This window comes from Halomonas campaniensis, assembly GCF_002211105.1.
GTDB lineage: Bacteria > Pseudomonadota > Gammaproteobacteria > Pseudomonadales > Halomonadaceae > Vreelandella > Vreelandella campaniensis_A.
The window spans coordinates 484,053-502,744 of record NZ_JPUA01000034.1 but is presented as its reverse complement, the minus strand read 5'-3'; the positions used below and the strand labels follow the sequence as shown (position 1 = coordinate 502,744).

Sequence of the window (18,692 nt, the reverse complement as noted above, 5' to 3'; positions counted from 1 at the left end):
GCATCCTAATGGCAGAGAAGAGCGCCCCCAGCCGTTCGTGATGATCAGTATGGGAGGCGCATAGCGAGTAACAGAATCCAATCTTGTTGTTGTACAAATGTTTATTAAGATCACGGAATAGCATCAAGTTTCGGCTTCTTGCGCAGAATTAGATAGGCGAAAACGATGGTTAGCGCCAGGAAAGCCAGACTGTCCATACTCGTCAAAAAGACGATCGGGTTACCGTCATTGAACGACAAGGAGCGGCGCAAATACTGTTCCAGATCCGGCCCCAGGATGAAGCCTAGCAACATGGCCACAACCGAGTAGTTATGTTTGCGCAGGAAGAAAGCCAACACACCAAACAATAGGGCTAAAAACATCTGAAAAATTGAGTAGGTCGCCACATAACTTCCGACGAGCGCTACCACGGCGATGGCGCTGTAGAGCAGACCACGCGAGATTGAGACGATGCGAATAAAGTACGGCCCGAACAGGAACAGCGTCAGGGGTATGAGGATCAAGGCGCTTACAAACAGAGAGGCAAACATGGGCGCTATTAGATCAGCCTGTTGCTCAATGAGACGTGGCCCTGGCTGTAAGCCATTGATAACCAAAACACCAAGCACAATAGCCGTGGTAGGGTCGCCCGGGATTCCGAACATCAGCATCGGCACAAAAGCACCGCCGCACATGGAGTTATTTGCCGATTCAGCCGCTGCAATACCTTCACGGCTGCCATTGCCATACTCTTCGGGCTTCTTCGAACTGCGCTTGGCATCAGCATAGGCCACGAAAGCCGCCATCGAGCCACCCGCGCCGGGTAGAATGCCAATCGCATAGCCAATGAAAGCGCTCTTAATATAGGTAAACAAGCCCACTTCACGGATTTCAGACCAGGGGGGAATAAAATCGCGCCGACGAATTTTTAAGCCTTTCGCCCGCTTCAAAGTACTCTCTAAAGAGAGGTTCCAGTTCTGCGCCTGTACCAGTAGCTCACTGACCGCAAAGGCACCGATGACCACCGGCATTAAACCGATACCTTCCACCAGCAGTTCAGTGCCGAACTCAAAGCGTGGAATCGGCTGAAGTACATCAATGCCGACTGTCGCCAGCATGATGCCCAGCGTCGTAGCGACAATGCCCTTAGCGATAGCGCCCTTATCGACAATGATGATCACCACCAACGCAAAAAGCACCAATGAGAACTTCCCTGGGGTGCGGATCAATAGCGCCAGCTCACCGGCAATGGGCATGAACGCCATGAGCAGTAACGCGCCGATTGACCCACCGATCATCGAGCCCAGCGCCGCGTGCCCCAGTGCATTGGCGCCCTGCCCTTTTAACATCAAGGCGTTACCTTCCACGGCGGTCATCATTGAGGACGGCGCACCGGGAATATTGATGGTGGTAGCCGTGATACTGCCGGAGTACATCCCCGCCATAAAGATCGAGGCACACATGACCAGCGCGGGTACTACGTCGATCGTATAGGTAATAGGTAACAACAGCGCAATGGCTAGCACTGATGTGAGGCCTGGCATCGCACCGAAAAAGGTACCAATCAAGAAACCGGCAATCATGAAGCCAAGCACTTCCCAACTCAGCAATGCTTCAAAACCGCCCAGGAAACTAACAAAGGTCTCCATTAGAATCCTCCTAACACGGGAGGCAGACGCACTCCAAAAATACCGGCAAATAGTCCGTAAAAGAGCGCTGTAACGGCGATCACATAAAAGATAAAGAAGGCGGGCCGATGTTTCTCGAAGTCAAAGATAAGAAAGAGGGCTACCACGAAACCCAGCGTAGCGGGCACGTAACCCAAGGGACGAAACAAGGCGATGTAGATGCCTGTCGCCACCACAATCAGCAATGGCCTTAGCAGAGAGCCCCCAGTGGCCGCCTCTGCTTCTTTGCGCCACTCTCCTACGGTTACGACTATCAACGCTGCATACATGATGAACGCCATCAGGATAGGCATGAAGCGCGGCCCCACAAGGGTGTCACCACCAAACTGTGAGCGTATGCTCAAGGCTTCCGCCAGGTAGATCGTGGTCAATATCAGCAAGAAGGCAGGAAACAGTACTGACGACCTTCTAAAGCGTTCGACGTTGTTCATTGACTCAAAATCCTCTGCTTGAGTTAGCTGTGGCACCGGTAACCGGTGCCACGCGCTTTGAGCTGCGAATTACTTGGACATCACACCTGCTTCTACCAGCGCATCCATTTCGCTGAACAGTGACTCGGCCGTTTCATCAGCCCAGGCAGTCACCTCATCGGTACCCAGCCAGTTCGGCGTTACCCCGACGTTGGCCACCCACTCTTGAAACTCATCGCTGTCGTACGCCGTTTTGTAAGCGCTTTCCAGTGCGTTAATGGTTTCTTCCGGGGTGTCTGCTGGTGCGGCAAAGACAATAAAGCTGCCAATCTGGAGGTCGATCCCCTCTTCAGCGGTGGTAGGCACATCGGGGTAGGTCGGATTCTGCGTATCGGAGAACTCAACAAGACCGCGTACGGTGCCATCTTCCAGAAGATTGGAAAAATCGCCCAGGCTGGTAAGGGCAACATCGACCTCATCGGACAGAATGGCTTCTTTCTGAGGGGCGGCACCACCAGGATAAGAGACGATTCGGAACTCCGTACCGGTTAACTCTTGAAACTGCAGGATCGCGAGATGAACGCGTCCACCCAGATTCTGAATGGCAACGCGAATCTCGCCAGGGTTTTCCTTGGCCGCCTCAATAAGGTCATGAATCGTTTGGTAGTCGGAATCGGCGTCAACGACGATAGCATCGGGCTCGCTGGTGACCCGTGCAATCAGCTTCAATTTATCCATATCGTAACTGGGCAGCATGGCTTGCCAAGGCACGGTCACCAGGCTGTCGTAGGTTAACGCGCCAATGGTATAGCCGTCAGGCCGGGAGCTCATAAGCTGGCCAATACCGGTGGCACTCACGCCACCCTCGATGTTTTCTGCGTACATGGAAACATCGAGGCTTTCTTCAGCGATGGTGGTCAGTTTACGAACGATTCCATCGGTACCCCCACCGGCCCCCCAAGGCACAATCACGCGGATATCGCGCTCAGGGTAGTCAGCTAGCGCCACGCCAGATAGTGAGGCTAAAGCGACGGCAGCGGTCAGGGTTAGCAGGGTTTTGTTGTTTTTGTACATTGTGTACTCCTTGGTTAAAAACCTATCAGCAGACTTCTTCTCATGATCAAGTCATACATCATACAACCTGAAACTTAGTGTGTTCTCGTTAGCTCTACAATAGAGAGATATAAAAATGAGACCAAAGTCGAGCATTTACCCAGTTGACCACATCTCTCTATCGGCAATACATTTGGCTTAATCCACCGTTATCGTTAAAGCACTTTAACGAACGAGAGCAGGACGCTTAGGATCGAACTCCCACCCAGAAATCAAAAACTGCATCGCCATGGCATCGTTTCGCTGGGTGGTATCCAACGACTTATAAAGCGTGTGGGCCTCCATAAGCTTCTCTTCGTCAAGCTCAACTCCTAGCCCTGGCGTCGTGGGCACCTTGAGCTTGCCATCGCGGATGAGCAGAGGGTCTTTAGTGATACGCTGCCCGTCCTGCCAAATCCAGTGGGTGTCAATGGCGGTAATCTCACCCGGACAAGCCGCCGCAACGTGCGTCATCATGGCGAGCGAAATATCAAAGTGGTTATTACTGTGAGAGCCCCAGGTCATACCCCACTCATTACACAGCTCACCGACTTTGACAGCACCTTGCATCGTCCAGAAATGGCAATCTGCCAACGGTATATCGACAGAATTTAGCTGAACGGCATACTGCAGCTGTTTAAAATCTGTCGCAATCATATTGGTGGCAGTAGGTAGGCCGGTGCGCTTCTTGAACTCGGCCATTGTTTCACGACCCGAGTAGCCCTCTTCCTGACCACAGGGGTCTTCGGCGTAGCTTAGCAAGTGTTTGATGGGCTCCAGCACGCGCACCGCTTCATCCAGTTTCCAGGCACCGTTAGGATCAAGCGTTAGCCGCGCATCGGGGAAGGCATCATGAAGGGCGCGGATGCAGTCGGCCTCCTCTTCCCCACGTAATACACCACCTTTTAATTTAAAGTCTTTAAACCCATACCGTTCATAGGCGGCTTTGGCCAAATTAGCGACGGCGTCGGGTGTTAGCGCTTCCTGGTAGCGTATTTCGTCCCAGCGATCTTGAGGGTGATGCGCTTTAGGGTATGGCAGGTCTGTCTTGCCCGGGTCACCCAGTAAAAACAGGTAGCCCAATGCCTCGACTTCATCGCGCTGACGGCCGTACTGACCCAGCAGGTCGGCGACAGGTAGCTGGAGCGTCTGCCCATAGAGATCTAACAGCGCCGACTCAATACCGGTGATCACGTGTACCGCTACGCGCAGATCAAACGTCTGCCTGCCCCGCTCCTCGCGTCCGTTCTGGGCTAATCGCAGGCGAACCTGATTGAGGGTGTGTTTGATGTTATTGATCGGCGAGCCTTCCACCAGCTCACGGCACTGCTCCAGCCCCTTAAGAATGCCACCACTGGAAGGAATCTCACCAACGCCCTGGTTACCCGCGTCATCCTCGAGGATGACCACACAGCGGATAAACCAGGGAGCGTGACCACCACTGAGATTTAATAAGAAACCATCGTAACCAGCGACAGGTACCACTTTCATTGATTTAATTTTTGGAAACATATCTCGTAAACCTCTACTTATTATTGACCCAAGTTGAAATTTTATTCAGGCGATTAAGTCACTGGCGCAGGATTAAACAACACCAAATCGTTATGAATTCCCAGTCGGTCGGCAGCGGCCTGTTGGCGGCCGCTGGCCACGTCCAGGATGAGGTGGAAAAGCTCCCAGCCCACCTCTTCGATACTGGCCTCGCCAGTGGCAATGCGCCCGGCATCCAGATCGATGATGTCGTGCCACCGTTTTCCCAGCGCTGAGTTAGTGGAAACTTTCAGCACCGGCACCATGGCCAGACCATAGGGTGTCCCCCGCCCGGTGGTGAATACCTGAAGATTCATACCTGCGGCTAACTGAAGCGTGCCACAGATGAAATCGCTGGCCGGGGTCGCGGCGAAGGTCAATCCCTTACTGCGCAGCCTTTCACCGGGGCCGATGACATCGACAATCGGCGAGTTGCCCGACTTGATCACCGAGCCCAGCGCCTTCTCAACGATATTGGAAAGCCCCCCCTTCTTGTTGCCCGGTGAAGTGTTGGCGCTGCGATCAGCCTGGCCTTGAGCCAGATAGTTGTCGTACCACGCCATCTGCTCAATCAGTGCCCTTCCCACCTCTTCGTCAACAGCCCGCGGGGTTAACAGATGGATAGCGTCGCGCACCTCGGTAACCTCTGAGAACATCACACTGCCCCCCGCCCGCACGATCAAGTCGGTTGCAAAGCCCACAGCGGGGTTAGCCGTCACCCCCGAAAAGGCATCGCTGCCGCCACACTGCATGCCGACGACGAGCTCGGACGCCGGGCAGGTCTCACGCTGGCGTCGATTGAGTCGCTCAAGGTGTCGTTCGGCCATGGCCAAAATACCCTCGACCATCTCGCCGAAGCCCTGAAAAGAGTCATCCTGAAGGCTCAACACGTTGGCTTCCGGGTCGGCCGCCTCGGTGTTTTCATAAATTTTCACCGGTCGATCGGAAAGCAGTGTCGAGGGTTGCAGCTTCTCGCACCCCAAACCGATGATCATTATCTCGTTGCCGAAGTTGGGATTCAGGGCGATATTTTTAAGCGTTCGAATGGGCACAATAGCCGCAGGCGCATTAATGGCGACCCCACAGCCATAAGAGTGATTAAGCCCCACCACATCATCCACGTTGGGAAATCGCGGCAGCAGCTCGCGCTTGATCCGCTGCACGACGAAGTCGACGGTACCGGCGACGCACTGCACGCTGGTGGTGATACCCAGCACATTTTTGGTGCCCACGCTGCCATCAGGGTTACGAAAGCCCTCGAAGGTATAGCCTTCAAGCGGTGCGGTTTTCGGTGCTGGCCGAGTCGCCAGCGGTAGGTCCGCAAGCGGCGGTGGTGTCGGCATGTGCAAGTTGGTCTCGCTGACGTGGCCGCCCTGGGGAATAGGCGTGGCCGCCGTGCCGATCACTTCACCGTAGCGAATGATGCGCTCCCCCTCCGCCAGATCGACAAGAGCCACCTTATGCCCCTGGGGGACAGCCATTGTGGTGGTAACCCCTCCCTCAATGACGGCGCCCTCAGCGAGACCGCCCGGCTCAACCACGATGGCGACGTTATCGTTGGGGTGTATGCGAATCACGCGCGTATTAGTCGTTGTCTGTGTCATGACCCTTTCCTGAGGCTGTGCGTGTACTGCCCGTTACCTGGGTCAGTTCCATTTTTTGCCTGGCGCGGGATTTGAAGCCCATGACGATGGCGAACATTAGCGAGGCGATAATCAACCCCCATAGCACCATGGCGATGGGGCTTTTGGTGAAAAAGATCGAGAAAGTGCCGAACGACTCCAGGCTCTTGACGAAGTAGACCTCGGCTTGGCTCCCCAAGATGAAGCCAATAATTAGCGGGGCCACTTCCAAACCAATTTTCTGCACCAGGTAGCCTAAAATGCCGAAAATCAGCAGCGTCCAGACATCAAACATAATGCCGTAGTTGATGGCATAGGCACCGACCACACACATCATCACAATGATGGGGAAGAGAATATGCTTGGGCACCATGACCACTTTGGCGATGTACTTAATGGCATAGAACATTAAGAAAAACATCACGATATTGGCGAACACCAGCGCCGTCATCATGACGTACCAGGTGTCGGTATTCTCAGGAATAAATAGCGGCCCGACCTGAATGCCCTGCAGGGTGAATGCACCAATCAGCACCGCCGTTGTCGAGTCGCCAGGAATACCTAGCGATAGCAGTGGAATCAGTGCACCACCGGTCAACGCATTATTGGCGGACTCCGAGGCGATAAGCCCTTGAGGCGCCCCTCTGCCCATTTGCGATGAATCACGGGTTAAGTTTTTCTCTTGGGTATAAGCCAATACGGAGGCGGCGCTGCCACCGACCCCAGGCAGCATGCCAACGAAGGTGCCGATAAAAGACGAACGCACCAGGTTAGTCAGGCGACCGTTAAAGATCGAAAGTGAAAAGCCTGCTCCCTTGCTGAGTTTGATGCGCTGGTTAGCGATATCACTCTTCGCCCCCTTTTCCGCCTCAAGCAGAATCGTAGAGATACCAAACACCCCGATCAGCACCGGCAGCAGGGAAAACCCTTCAAATAAGTAGGGTTCCATGAAATCAAACATCAGCCGGGTTTTGCCATTGCCGCCATCAGAGATGCTGTAGTCACCGATCAGGCTCAGCCAGATGCCGATGACGCCGCTAAAGATGCCAATCAGCATGCTGCTGGAGAGCGAAGCAATGACACTCAGCGCTAACAAAATGATCAAAAACTTCTCTACATAGGAGAACTTGATCGAGAAATCGGCCAGCAGAGGCGCAAACAAGAAGAGTATAGCGGCGCTAATAAGCCCGCCAACGACGGATGCAACCACGCATATTTTCAGCGCTTTCTCACCCTCCCCCTTCTGAGCCATTGGGTAGCCATCAAAGGTGGTGGTAATGGAAGAGGGTGTACCGGGAATATTGAGCAGCACGGCTGGCACCATACCGCCGGAAATACCACCCACATAGAGGCCAAGCAGCAGCGCTAGGCCGTGGTGTAAACCAAGGGCGTAAGTCAGCGGCAGGCAAACAGCGACTGCCATAGTAGCGGTCATGCCGGGGATAGCACCGAAGATGATGCCGACCAGAGCACCGAACCCGGCGAGTAAAAAGAAGGTTATATCGAGAAGTGAGAGGAATTCCATGGTGGCACTCGCTCCGGTCACGGTAAGGTGATAGTGAACAGCTTGGCGAGAACGAACCAGGCCAGACTGGGGGCGACGATGGCATTGACCACGACGATGGTAAGCGCCTTTTTCGTCCAGTCATGCAGATAGAGCAGTGACATCAGGAGAACGAAAGCCATCGATACCAGCAGGAAGCCATAGCCTGTGTAGGGGAACATATCGCCCACCACGGCCATGAAGTAAAAATACGCCGCAATCAAGACGAGCGTGCCGAAGAAGCGAAAATTATCCCTGACCTCCCCCAAAATGGGCATGGTGCGCTCTCCCCGTTTCACAGAGGCCATGAAGGGAGCTACCTTCGTCACCAGAATCAGGGCAAACAGACCCGCCATGATCCAATGGATAATCCTGGGGAAGAACAGGTGGGAGGTCTCGAAATCGATAGAGACACTGAGCAGACTTGAAAGACCTGATTCCATAACAGCTCCGGGCATTAGCAGCAGATACCCTGCTTACTATTGTTCTTTCTATAGCGGTTCTATAGCGACTCATGCATAGGTGAGACACCCGCCGCCCACGCAGCGAGTGTCATACCCGTTACTGGATGTTGCTGATGATTTCTTCGTAGCGAGCCATTTTATCGGCGAGATACGCAGAGGCTTCATCAGAAGGCTTGAAGTTGGGGATAAAGAAGGCGTTCTTCTGAATCTCCTGTATTTCACCCTCTTCGTAGATCTCCGCTAGCGCTTCATCGATTTGCTCAACAATCGCCGGATCCATGTCTTTGTTGTAGAGGAAGAAGAACTCCTTATCGAACGTGAAGCTCTCGTCGTCTCCCATGGTGACGTGCACGTTCGGCTCTACATACTCCAGCAACTGCTCACGAGATGTTTGCCCAAGCCCCTCTTCCGGCGCCTGTTCAATAGTGTCTTGACGGGCCGTTAACCAGACAAAACGCATTGCTTTCTGGTCATCTTCAGGTAACCGCGTGTACTGCTCGTTAGCCTGCACGGTGCCATTAATCACGTCGGCTTGACCGTCAAACAGTTGCTGGTTCTTGTCAGATTGGGAGCCGGTGTTAACAGCGACCAGGTTATCTTCCTGCCCAGGATGCTCAATGGCGATGGCATTCTTCAACGCACTGAAACCAATCTCAGAGACGCCGCCCGGCTGGATCGCCACACGCACGGTCTCGCCACTGCCGACTGCAGCGATGATGTCGTCAAGGGTCTCGTAGGGCGAATCCTTAGGCACCAGATAGGCATTGCCGGGGTTGATAGCAATGGTCGGGCCAACGGTATATTTCTCAAAGATATCGTCGTAACCTTCTACGCCATACAGATGGCCAAGGTAGGACTGGTCGTGGAAGATCATCAACGTATTGCCGCGAGAGTCCCGGTCGAGGGTGCGGAAAGCAGAGCTTGCGCCCACCGCGTCCACCTTCATGTTGAGATCCAGCTTTTCAGCTAGTTGATCCACCACAATGGTAGAGTTTTGATAAGTGTCGCCGCCGGTGGACGTTGAGCCGATGACTACGCGAATATTACCGCGCAACGGGCCATCCTGGGCCATTGCCACACCAGCGCTGATGCTCAACGTTGCCATCAGCGCTGCGGATCCAACACTTGTCACTGTTTTTTTAGAAATGATCATACTTTCACCTCTTTCGCTCGTTGTTAAATTGTTATGGCTTATTGAGTGATGAGTGGCGCACTACTCAGTCATTTATGACTACTTAACACGCTCAATCAGCTTTTTAAGCGCCTGACACTCCTCCTGGGTTGGCATTACCAGTGGCGCACGAACACTGCCCGCGGGGCGGCCAACAATGTCAGCGCCTGCTTTAATCAGGCTAACGGCATAGCCCGCTTTTCGATCCCGGAGATCCACGAAGGGAATAAAAAAGTCGTTAGTGATCTGTTTGACGACCTCTTTATTGCCCTTACGCAGCTCCTTGTAGAATTTCACCGCCATTTCCGGCACAAAGTTGAACACGGCCGACGAGTAGGTGTTCACGCCAATGGAGACATAGGCCTCGGCAAAAATTTCAGCTGTAGGCACTCCGCCGATATAGACCAAACGGTCACCGACGGTTTTGACAATTTTGTTGAGCGCCTGAATATCGCCTTTGCCATCTTTTAGCCCCACCAAGTTAGGGCAATGGTCGGCCAACTGCTGAACCGAGGAGGCGTTTAAAATGCCGTTGCCGCGGTTGTAATAAATCACGTTGACGGCGGTGGCATCACAAATCTGACGGGCATACTCCACCAGGCCATCCTGCGGGCACTCAGTAAGGTACGGCGGCATCAGCAGAATGCCATCAGCGCCCACTTCTTCGGCCGCTTTTGCAAAAGCTTTGCCCGTTTCAACGCTTAAGCCCGCGCTGGCAATTACCGGTAAGCGACCGTCGATCACCTCAACGGCTACGCGAACGATCTCGCGGTACTCTTCAAGTGACAGGTTAAAAAACTCCCCCGTGCCACCTGCGACGAAGACCGCCGAGATCTCGTGGCTAATAAACCACTCAAGCCGCTTGCGATAGCTCGCTTCATCGAAACGACCTTGACTATCGAAATCCGTAATCGGGAACGATAGCAGGCCATCGCCGATGGCTTTTGTTACAGCTTCTCTTGAAAACGTCACTTTGCGCCCTCTTTTAAAATGTGTTGGTCACAGGGTGAGCAGTCACCATTCGTTAGCCAACGACCTTATGTCATACATCATACAACCTAAAAGATAAGTACCCAGCTCATAGGGTGCAAGCAGAACCATCAAAACTTAAACCAAAGTAGCAGCCAAGCTCTATAAACCTATTGAAGGTTAAAGGGCTTTAACTAGTCCCCAGCGAGCTCACAAACAGAACGCCAGAGCATGTCATCAAGCATAATCGTCCCCTCTCCGTATCGCTTGTCAGCGGTCGATTCGCCCGGCCAGCGCACTCTACGCCCCGGCTCGGCAGGCGTGGTAGCGGCCAGATGCGTCTGGATACCTTCGACAATGCTATCGCAGGCTTCTCGACCACCGAGTTGTTCAGGGTCAAAGACCATAAACACCTGACTACAACCGCCGCCACTGCCGCGCTGAACCTTATCAATAGCATGGCTAGGACGCCCTTGAGCGAGCAGTGCTGCCAACGCATCCAGTAGAATCGCCAACCCAGAGCCTTTCCAGTACCCGGTCGGCAGCAAGCGGCGCGTCGCAGCGATCGCCGCAGGATCACGGCTCAACGCTCCGCGCTCATCAAAACCACCGTCAACGGGCAAATGCTCGCCCTTCAACTGAGTCGTCTGTAGCTTCCCATAGGAAAACTGCGACATCGCCATATCGAGCACCAGAGGCCCAGTACTATGTGGTACAGCCATCACCAGTGGGTTATTGCCAATCGATTGGGAAGCCCCGCCCCAGGCGGGCATACAGGACTCGGTATTGGTCCACATAATCGTAGCGAACCCTTGCTCAACCGCATGCCAACCATAGCTTCCGCCCCGCATCCAGTGAGTGGTATCGCGTAACGCCACCAGCCCCATACCGTGCTCACGTGCCAATGCAATGGCCCGTTCTGTGGCATGAAGTGCATTGACCACGCCTATTCCAAACCCTCCATCCAGCACCTCAATCGCCCCCAGCCGCTGAACAAGGCATGGCTTAGCGTCGATATCGACCCAGCCCTTCCCAACGTACTCAATGAAACGTGGAACCCGCCCGATACCATGCGAATGCACGCCGTCTCGAGTACTTTCAGCATGGATTTGCGCGCAGATCTCAGCATCAGCGGGCTTTAGGCCCGCCTTCAAGAGTGATTTTTCAATCGTACTGCGCAATGTCTCAAAATCGATGTTAGCCATCACTTACCCCCACCATTAAAAAAGCCCACTCAGGGAGTGGGCTTCAACACCCCAGCCGCCTCGCATGGCGGCCATGGACTTCAAGCAGCGCCAGACGCCGCGTCTTGTTGACGAGGACGGTAGTTCTGCCACAGTGTCAGCGCCAGCAACCCTAAGGCGATAACTAAAAAGGTAACGCTGATGGGGCGGGTGAAAAACGGTGTCCAATCACCACCGAAGGTCTGCAGCCCCCGTCTCAAGTTAGATTCCGCTATCGGCCCCAGAATTAAACCCAGTATTACCGGAGCGGTTCCAAAGCCATATCGGTTGAGAAAATAGCCGAGCAATCCAAAAGCCAGCATTATGTAGAGGTTAAACACATCCCCATCGACTCCGTAAACACCGATAAAACAAAAAACAATGATAGCCGATATCAACTGTTTTCTTGGCACGAGCAGTACACGAACAAACAGCTTGATGCCTAAACACATGATGATAAGCATGAAGAAGTTAGCGACTAAGTACGCTAAAAATATCCCGTAAATGATGCCGCTCTGGCTTTCAAAGAGCATCGGCCCCGGCGTAACGCCTTGAATCATTAAACCACCCAATAGAACAGCCGTCGCGGCCTCGCCAGGGATGCCCAGCGCAAGCGTAGGAATTAACGCCCCACCTAACAACGCATTGTTCGCGCTCTCAACGGAGACAATGCCAGCACCATGCCCCTTACCAAACTTTTCAGGTGTTCTAGAAAAACGACGTGCTTGGTCATAGGCTACCAGCGAGGCAATACTGCCCCCCGCACCCGGTACTGGGCCCACGACAGAACCCGACACGATACCGACGAGAAGAGCGCGCCAATTGCGCAGTGTTTCAATAAACCGCGGCCGTGCAATATCGACCTTATGGGGGCTATTCTGAAGTTTATTGGAGGGGTCATATTCGAAGGCATCTTTCAGTACTTGTGATACAGCAAACAACCCAATCAGCGCCGGTAAAAGGTTAACCCCGGTCAATAAAGAGAGTTGTCCAAACGTAAAACGGTCGACCCCCGCAATAGGATCTGTACCGATGGTAGCGCAAAAGAAACCTATCAGGCCTGCAATCAAACCTTTAAGGAGTGACTTGCCCGCAACAGACGCAATAATGACTAGCCCGAAAATGCTCAGCGAAAAATACTCCGCAGCACCAAATCGTAATGCAAACTCAGCGATGGGTGGTGCGAGAAGACTTAACACCACCATACTGGCAACACCGCCAAAGAAAGAGGCAACAATGGCCAGCCCCAGGGCTCTCCCCGCCTCACCTTTTTGAGCCATTGGAAAGCCATCGAACGTCGTCGCGACCGAGGATGGCGTACCTGGAATATTCAATAAGATGGCGGGTATCGAGCCGCTGGCACCAGCACCACACAGGGTACCCAGCAGCATACCAATACCCATCACAGGCGGCATTCCAAAGGTTACCGGCAACAACAGAGCTATCGCCATGGCCGATGTTAGGCCAGGCAGCACCCCCATGATGATGCCAAGAAAGGTTCCCCCAGCGATTGCCAGTAATGTTCCGAATTGAAAGACTAATCCCAAACCTTCCATATATCCCATCAGCATCACACTTCTCCTTCATCAATTCGGTAGCGGGATATTGAACAGTTCGGTAAATACATAATAAATAACCAATGACAATATGACCGAGAAAATTGTATAAGCTGCCAAGTTTCGCAGTTTACGGCTGTTGCTTAACTTCTGGAATTCACCGCTAACTACAACAAGTAAAACGACATTAAAGAAGCAAAATAGCGCTGTGCTTACGAGATACCCCAGCCGCTCGAACACATTGATATAAACAATAATCAAAGCCACGATGGTCAACCATTGCAAAATACCTTTCTTTGAAGCAGTGGCATTAAGGGCTGTTTCGGCTTTCCGCACTCGCCTTGCAACAAGCCATTCGTAAGAATCACGTATTAAGCAGGGGACGGCACACACAAAAATCAAGCCAGAGATCAACTTTGGAAAAGAAACGGGGGAAAGCCCCCCCGCCATGCTGACTGCTGGCAGCGTAGTGGCCATATAAAACCCAATTGCCGATGCCACTAAAAGAAACAGATCAAAGATCGGTTTACCTATATCCTTCGCCATCAGTCACTAACCCCTTATTTTATTTAGCAGCTAAGTCGCCAGCACTCTCTTTCATCACTTCAGCAGATTCAGCGATAAACGCCTCTAGCTCATCTCCATACAGCGGTACAATATCCAAGCCCAGATTCGAGGCAGTCTCTTCAAAGGAGCCTTCCTCGACAATTTCTTTAATGGCGCTGATCCACGCTTCTTTAGCCTCTTCCGGTAGACCATCCGGGCCCGCGATGCCGCGCCATACTGTTAGAGACAGATCGTAGCCTTCCTCTTGGAAAGTGGGGACATCGGGCAGCGCCTCGCTACGCTCTTCATAAGACATACCCAAGGCTTTTAGGCGACCTGACTCTAGCGCCGAGCGAAGTTCCGCCCCACCTAACACCACAGCATCCACGTGCCCTCCCATAGCCGCGGAAATGGTCTCAGAACCGCCGGGATAGGGAATGAAATTGAAATCGACTTCTGCGGTATCAGCAAATGCCACCGCCGCGATGTGAGCCGATGACCCTACACCCGAAACGCCAACTTGCACCGAGGTGCCTTCCTTCGCAGCCTCGACCATAGCGTCCAAGTCGGCGTATTCACTGTCTTCACCGACAGCGATGACATAGGGCTCTTCAAGAATCTTGGCGACAAAATCAAAATCTTCGTAGGTAAAGTCGACATTACCCAACGCCTCCAAGGTCAGCAATGCGTTACTGGCGGCAGCTAAGGTGTAGCCATCGGCATCTGATGCCTGAGCACGCGTCAGCCCCACAGCGCCGCCGCCGCCCGAGATATTGCGGATAACCAAGTTGGTATCGAGCTTTTCTTCCAGTAGCGGCTGTAGTGCGCGAACGAAGGTATCGTTACCGCCGCCGGCTGAGAAAGGCACGATCATGTCGATGTTTTTCTCAGGATAGTCGGCAAATGCACCGCCGCTGGCCAGTATCGCTGACGCAATAGATAAATTGAGTACTATTTTATTCATTGTAATGTCCTTCTTTGTCACATTTAGGGGATTCGCTCAGCGCACCAACGCTGGCTTTTTCGGATCAAACTTCCAGTTATCTATCAAATACTGCATTGCCATCGCATCATCCCGAGCACCAGCAGGCAGTGAACGATAAAGCTCATTGGCCTTCTCGATTTGCACCATATCGATCTCTACACCCAGCCCCGGCGCATCAGTGACGGCTACCTTGCCACCCGCAATCTCCGGCGGATTGCGAGTCAGGCGCGCGTCGCCCTCCTGCCATATCCAGTGGGTATCAAGCGCGGTGGTGCGCCCCTCGGCGGCGGCCCCCACCTGGGCGAACATGGCCAAAGAAATATCGAAATGGTTGTTGGAGTGGGAGCCCCAGGTCATACCATGATCCTGGCAGAGCTGGGAGACACGTACGGCACCGGAAAGTGTCCAGAAGTGCGGGTCGGCTAATGGAATATCGACTGAGCGCAGCATCAGCGCGTGGGCCATTTCTCGCCAATTGGTGGCTACCATGTTGGTGGCGACAGGCAACCCGGTGGCATGGCGAAACTCAGCTAAAATCTCGCGACCGGAGAAGCCTTGTTCCGCCCCACAAGGATCTTCGGCGTAGGCGATTACACCGTGAAGATCCTTGCATAATCGGATCGCCTCTTCGAGCGACCAGGCGCCGTTGGGGTCAATGGTCGTGCGCGCATCCGGAAACGCCTTGTGCAGCGCCGTGACGGCCGCTATTTCTTGCTCACCAGCCAGCGCCCCGCCTTTTAGCTTAAAGTCTTTAAAGCCGTATCGATCATGCGCCGCCTGAGCTAGCTCAACAATGTGCTGAGGGGTCATGGCCGGCTCGTCGCGCAGACGGTACCAGTCGTGATCCAAGCCCTCGGTGCCCCGGCGGAAATCCAACGGCGTGGCGTGCCCATCACCGATAAAGAACAAGTACCCCAGCACATCAACGCTGTCACGCTGCTTGCCGTTGCCTAGGAGTTCTGCCACCGGCACTCCCAGAAATTTCCCCATCAAATCAAGTAACGCAGCCTCAAGCGCGGCAACCGCATTGATACGCAGCTCGAAGGTCCAAGAGCCTTTACCGAAGTCTTCAAAATCGGCACTCCTGCCGGCATTGTGCAGCGAAGCAATCATGGAGCGCATTTTTCCAATTGATTGCCCAATTACCCGCTCTCGCGACTGCTCAAGAGACGTTTGAATCGTCTCACCACCGGGAGCTTCGCCCACCCCCACATTACCGTGGCTATCTTTGAGAATAACCAGGTTGCGGGTAAAATACGGCGAGTGCGCTCCACCGATATTGAATAACATGCTATCGCGCCCTGCCACGGGAATGACCTGCATCTCGGTTATCGTGGGAGTGTCGTGGCTCGACATAAACAATTCTCCAGTAAGCAGCCTTAGCGCGTAGATCAGCATCCCGTTCATGACTACATAAATATTTTATGCAGCCCTATATGTCATACATCATACAAGCAAGAAGATAAGTAGCGTGGCTTTAAGACGCAAGCAGAAGAGGTGGAATTTAAACCAAAGTAGCACTCACCGGTTTGACTGCCAGCGATTTACGAACAATCTATTAAAAACCATAAGCCACTGATTTTAAATTTCTTTAAATTTCAACCACCCAGTCTGGCTTAAACAGCTCTGGCGTAAACTCATAAGGGTATCCACCGGGGTTGGCAATGACACGCGTGCCATTGCGCAGAATATCCACGGGTTCGTGAACATGCCCGTGCACCCATACATCCATATTGCCCATTAAATGAGGCAAATTGGAGGCAAACGCGGGGGATAACGCGTCACCCAGATATTGATCAGGAATACAGTCGTGCAGCGGGGCGTGGTGGCTAACTACCACTTTTGGGCCATCAAATGGCTGGGACAGTTCGCCTTCAAGCCAAGCGAGTGCTTCAGCGTGCACCTGCTGACTTGCCTGGGGTGTGAACGTTACCCCGGGCGAAGTTTGAACGATTTTAAAGTCGGGCATGTAGCGTAGCGCCTTGGACTCCGTATCGGCGGGGTTTTGAGTTGGATCACCGGCGTATAACGCAAAATCAGTCCATAGCGTAGTGCCGTAAAAGCGTACGCCATTGAGGGTAACGGCACGATTATCCAGCAGTTCAATATCGAGCCGCTCGGCTTCGAGCGCCAGCTCATCCCGTAGCAACGGCATGCAGGTACCGTAAAATTCATGGTTACCGGGCACATAGATAATCGGCGTAGCCGGAAAGCGGAGGCGCGCCCATTCAAGGCCTTCGCTCTTACGGTGGATATCCCCTGCCAGAACCACGACATCGGCATCAACCTCAGGCAGCTCGCGGTCGCCGTCAAAAAATTCCAGGTGTAGATCAGACAAAATACGCAAGCGCATAGAGCTCTCCATAGCAAATACCTAATTAAGTACCCCAACCAATCCTACTCAGCCTAAGACACTTTGTCGCACAACGACGGTGTTATACCAAGAAATGCTGCACCGCAACAAAAATAGACTATAATGGAGGTGTAGTCCCAATAGGAGGACCGCACAATGACTTTTTTAATAACCCCCCCTGCACGCGATAATGAAGTTCTAGAGTTCTGGAGCTTGCATGCTCAGTGGCATCGTGCCGCAGTCGAAGCGCTGAAAGCCTATTTAGGCTAATTCAGGTGCTTTTGCACCCTTTTAGACCAAAGATAATCACCGAAGCCGGAATAATTTCCGGCTTTTTTATAGTTATGAAAACCTTTTCCATTCAAAGACCTAATATCGTCATAACGTCATTTGTAAGCCACAGCTTACGGAAAATGGCAAATCACCTACATCGTTAGGACTAGCCCTTCGCAAATAAAGCTCTTAATATCTCACCACAGCTACATTGCTGCTTTGCACAACACAAGCTGTGTACAACATGCGCTTTTTACGGCATGAGCTTTTACAACATCATTTTTACAACAAGGTCTCACCACATTCTCTGATCCCCTGAAAGAGGAATAAACGCCATGCAAGACTTAGTCAACCCAGCACAAGCGTTAGAAGCTGATGTTATGGAAGTGTGGGCGAAACGCGCTCTGCAGCAGCGCGCGGCACTTGACGCTATTAAGGCTTATCTGCGTTAAACATATAGAACCCGCATGCTGTTTCAGCTCCATACACGCCTCGTTTAACGAGGCGTTTTTTTGTAGCCTTACAGCCAGCTGATTTGGCACATTCGACTTTCAATTATGCGACGCTCCCTGTAAAGATAAATCGCGTTAATGCTCTCTACCGCTACGATTAATAACACTTTGTGCAATTTTAAAGCGTTAACAATCAGCGCAAGGTCTAGCGGAGCATTGACTTTAAGTGCAACGTTTCGATGTTCTCAGCCAATCCCTATAAGCTAATGTGCGATAAGGTATGGAGTTACTTAAAGGATTAGTCTAATATTAGTTCGGCTAATAAAGGCGCAATACTCAACGTGCAGACGATTACTGTTATGCACGCACATTGACGAAGGAACGGACGATGCAAACACCTTTTTTGGTTCGCAAAACATCTTATGCATTAGGTTTAGCGGCGACACTCGCTCTTAGCGGCTGTCAATCCGGCGCTGATCTCGGCGGCCTAATGTCTGCGGGCTCCAGTTTCGCTGGTGCTGCCACGATGTCGGATCAGCAAATGCAACAACTTGGCGATCAAACCATTGCTCAGCTTGATTCCCAAAACCACCTTGTTGCAGATGATAGCCAGTATGCACAACGTTTAGCGAAGCTAACCCAAGGCTTGGAAACCGTCGACGGCCATACGCTTGACTACAACGTTTATCATTTAGACGAAGTTAATGCTTTTGCAGTACCCAATGGCTCCATTCGACTACATAGCGGGCTGATGGATGAAATGACCGACGATGAAGTGCGCTACGTTATTGCCCACGAGATCGGCCACGTGGCGTTAGGACACTCCAAGCGTGCTT

Annotated in this window: 16 protein-coding genes; 1 reads left to right on the top strand and 15 read right to left on the bottom strand. The window is 52.7% G+C overall.

Annotated features, from left to right (window positions below; genetic code table 11):
* Window positions 1–110 precede the first annotated feature (110 nt).
* The 15 genes from JI62_RS14700 to JI62_RS14630 all read right to left on the bottom strand — a co-directional run bounded on the left by JI62_RS14700 (window position 111) and on the right by JI62_RS14630 (window position 17,131).
* A complete protein-coding gene (locus JI62_RS14700; RefSeq protein ID WP_088700857.1) occupies window positions 111–1,628 on the bottom strand; it encodes a tripartite tricarboxylate transporter permease in 1,518 nt (505 codons plus the stop codon).
* On the bottom strand, window positions 1,628–2,098 hold the full coding sequence (locus tag JI62_RS14695) for a tripartite tricarboxylate transporter TctB family protein (RefSeq protein ID WP_088700856.1): 471 nt from the start codon (window positions 2,096–2,098) through the stop codon (window positions 1,628–1,630). Before JI62_RS14695 ends, JI62_RS14700 begins: the two co-directional genes overlap by 1 nt.
* A gap of 69 nt (window positions 2,099–2,167) precedes the next feature.
* Window positions 2,168–3,151, bottom strand: a complete 984-nt coding sequence (locus tag JI62_RS14690; RefSeq protein WP_088700855.1) for a Bug family tripartite tricarboxylate transporter substrate binding protein — start codon at window positions 3,149–3,151, stop codon at window positions 2,168–2,170.
* Between the two features lie 204 nt (window positions 3,152–3,355).
* The gene (locus JI62_RS14685) at window positions 3,356–4,681 is read right to left on the bottom strand and encodes an enolase C-terminal domain-like protein (RefSeq protein WP_088700854.1); all 1,326 of its coding nucleotides are present in this window, start codon (window positions 4,679–4,681) and stop codon (window positions 3,356–3,358) included.
* Between the two features lie 53 nt (window positions 4,682–4,734).
* The gene (gene garD / locus JI62_RS14680; RefSeq protein ID WP_088700853.1) at window positions 4,735–6,303 is read right to left on the bottom strand and encodes a galactarate dehydratase; all 1,569 of its coding nucleotides are present in this window, start codon (window positions 6,301–6,303) and stop codon (window positions 4,735–4,737) included.
* Window positions 6,284–7,846, bottom strand: a complete 1,563-nt coding sequence (locus JI62_RS14675; protein WP_088700852.1) for a tripartite tricarboxylate transporter permease — start codon at window positions 7,844–7,846, stop codon at window positions 6,284–6,286. The genes garD and JI62_RS14675 overlap by 20 nt, the downstream gene beginning before the upstream one ends.
* Window positions 7,847–7,863: 17 nt before the next feature.
* Window positions 7,864–8,307: a tripartite tricarboxylate transporter gene (locus JI62_RS14670; RefSeq protein ID WP_088700851.1), complete on the bottom strand. Its 444-nt coding sequence runs from the start codon at window positions 8,305–8,307 to the stop codon at window positions 7,864–7,866.
* Window positions 8,308–8,425: 118 nt separating this feature from the next.
* On the bottom strand, window positions 8,426–9,481 hold the full coding sequence (locus tag JI62_RS14665) for an ABC transporter substrate-binding protein (RefSeq protein WP_088700850.1): 1,056 nt from the start codon (window positions 9,479–9,481) through the stop codon (window positions 8,426–8,428).
* Between the two features lie 78 nt (window positions 9,482–9,559).
* A complete protein-coding gene (kdgD, locus tag JI62_RS14660) occupies window positions 9,560–10,471 on the bottom strand; it encodes a 5-dehydro-4-deoxyglucarate dehydratase (protein WP_088700849.1) in 912 nt (303 codons plus the stop codon).
* Window positions 10,472–10,662: 191 nt separating this feature from the next.
* Window positions 10,663–11,673, bottom strand: coding sequence for a 3-dehydro-L-gulonate 2-dehydrogenase (yiaK, locus tag JI62_RS14655; protein ID WP_088700848.1), 1,011 nt, complete (start codon window positions 11,671–11,673; stop codon window positions 10,663–10,665).
* Window positions 11,674–11,753: 80 nt separating this feature from the next.
* A complete protein-coding gene (locus tag JI62_RS14650) occupies window positions 11,754–13,262 on the bottom strand; it encodes a tripartite tricarboxylate transporter permease (RefSeq protein WP_088700847.1) in 1,509 nt (502 codons plus the stop codon).
* Window positions 13,263–13,277: 15 nt separating this feature from the next.
* Window positions 13,278–13,793 (bottom strand): tripartite tricarboxylate transporter TctB family protein, encoded by a 516-nt coding sequence (locus JI62_RS14645; protein ID WP_088700846.1) that lies wholly within the window; start codon window positions 13,791–13,793, stop codon window positions 13,278–13,280.
* A gap of 19 nt (window positions 13,794–13,812) precedes the next feature.
* On the bottom strand, window positions 13,813–14,757 hold the full coding sequence (locus JI62_RS14640; RefSeq protein ID WP_088700845.1) for a tripartite tricarboxylate transporter substrate binding protein: 945 nt from the start codon (window positions 14,755–14,757) through the stop codon (window positions 13,813–13,815).
* Window positions 14,758–14,793: 36 nt separating this feature from the next.
* Window positions 14,794–16,134 (bottom strand): enolase C-terminal domain-like protein, encoded by a 1,341-nt coding sequence (locus JI62_RS14635; protein WP_088700844.1) that lies wholly within the window; start codon window positions 16,132–16,134, stop codon window positions 14,794–14,796.
* A 235-nt stretch (window positions 16,135–16,369) separates the two neighbouring features.
* Window positions 16,370–17,131, bottom strand: a complete 762-nt coding sequence (locus JI62_RS14630) for a metallophosphoesterase (protein WP_088700843.1) — start codon at window positions 17,129–17,131, stop codon at window positions 16,370–16,372.
* Between the two features lie 1,113 nt (window positions 17,132–18,244).
* Here JI62_RS14630 and JI62_RS14625 point away from each other — a divergent pair.
* Window positions 18,245–18,692 (top strand): M48 family metalloprotease (locus JI62_RS14625; protein WP_170938563.1); only part of this gene is annotated, 448 nt, incomplete at its 3' end.

Coding starts and splice junctions, on each gene's coding strand:
- JI62_RS14700 (WP_088700857.1), bottom strand. CDS start 1,628: ATGGAGACCTTTGTTAGTTTCCTGGGCGGTTTTGAAGCATTGCTGAGT.
- JI62_RS14695 (WP_088700856.1), bottom strand. CDS start 2,098: ATGAACAACGTCGAACGCTTTAGAAGGTCGTCAGTACTGTTTCCTGCC.
- JI62_RS14690 (WP_088700855.1), bottom strand. CDS start 3,151: ATGTACAAAAACAACAAAACCCTGCTAACCCTGACCGCTGCCGTCGCT.
- JI62_RS14685 (WP_088700854.1), bottom strand. CDS start 4,681: ATGTTTCCAAAAATTAAATCAATGAAAGTGGTACCTGTCGCTGGTTAC.
- garD (WP_088700853.1), bottom strand. CDS start 6,303: ATGACACAGACAACGACTAATACGCGCGTGATTCGCATACACCCCAAC.
- JI62_RS14675 (WP_088700852.1), bottom strand. CDS start 7,846: ATGGAATTCCTCTCACTTCTCGATATAACCTTCTTTTTACTCGCCGGG.
- JI62_RS14670 (WP_088700851.1), bottom strand. CDS start 8,307: ATGGAATCAGGTCTTTCAAGTCTGCTCAGTGTCTCTATCGATTTCGAG.
- JI62_RS14665 (WP_088700850.1), bottom strand. CDS start 9,481: ATGATCATTTCTAAAAAAACAGTGACAAGTGTTGGATCCGCAGCGCTG.
- yiaK (WP_088700848.1), bottom strand. CDS start 11,673: ATGGCTAACATCGATTTTGAGACATTGCGCAGTACGATTGAAAAATCA.
- JI62_RS14650 (WP_088700847.1), bottom strand. CDS start 13,262: ATGCTGATGGGATATATGGAAGGTTTGGGATTAGTCTTTCAATTCGGA.
- JI62_RS14645 (WP_088700846.1), bottom strand. CDS start 13,793: ATGGCGAAGGATATAGGTAAACCGATCTTTGATCTGTTTCTTTTAGTG.
- JI62_RS14640 (WP_088700845.1), bottom strand. CDS start 14,757: ATGAATAAAATAGTACTCAATTTATCTATTGCGTCAGCGATACTGGCC.
- JI62_RS14635 (WP_088700844.1), bottom strand. CDS start 16,134: ATGTCGAGCCACGACACTCCCACGATAACCGAGATGCAGGTCATTCCC.
- JI62_RS14630 (WP_088700843.1), bottom strand. CDS start 17,131: ATGCGCTTGCGTATTTTGTCTGATCTACACCTGGAATTTTTTGACGGC.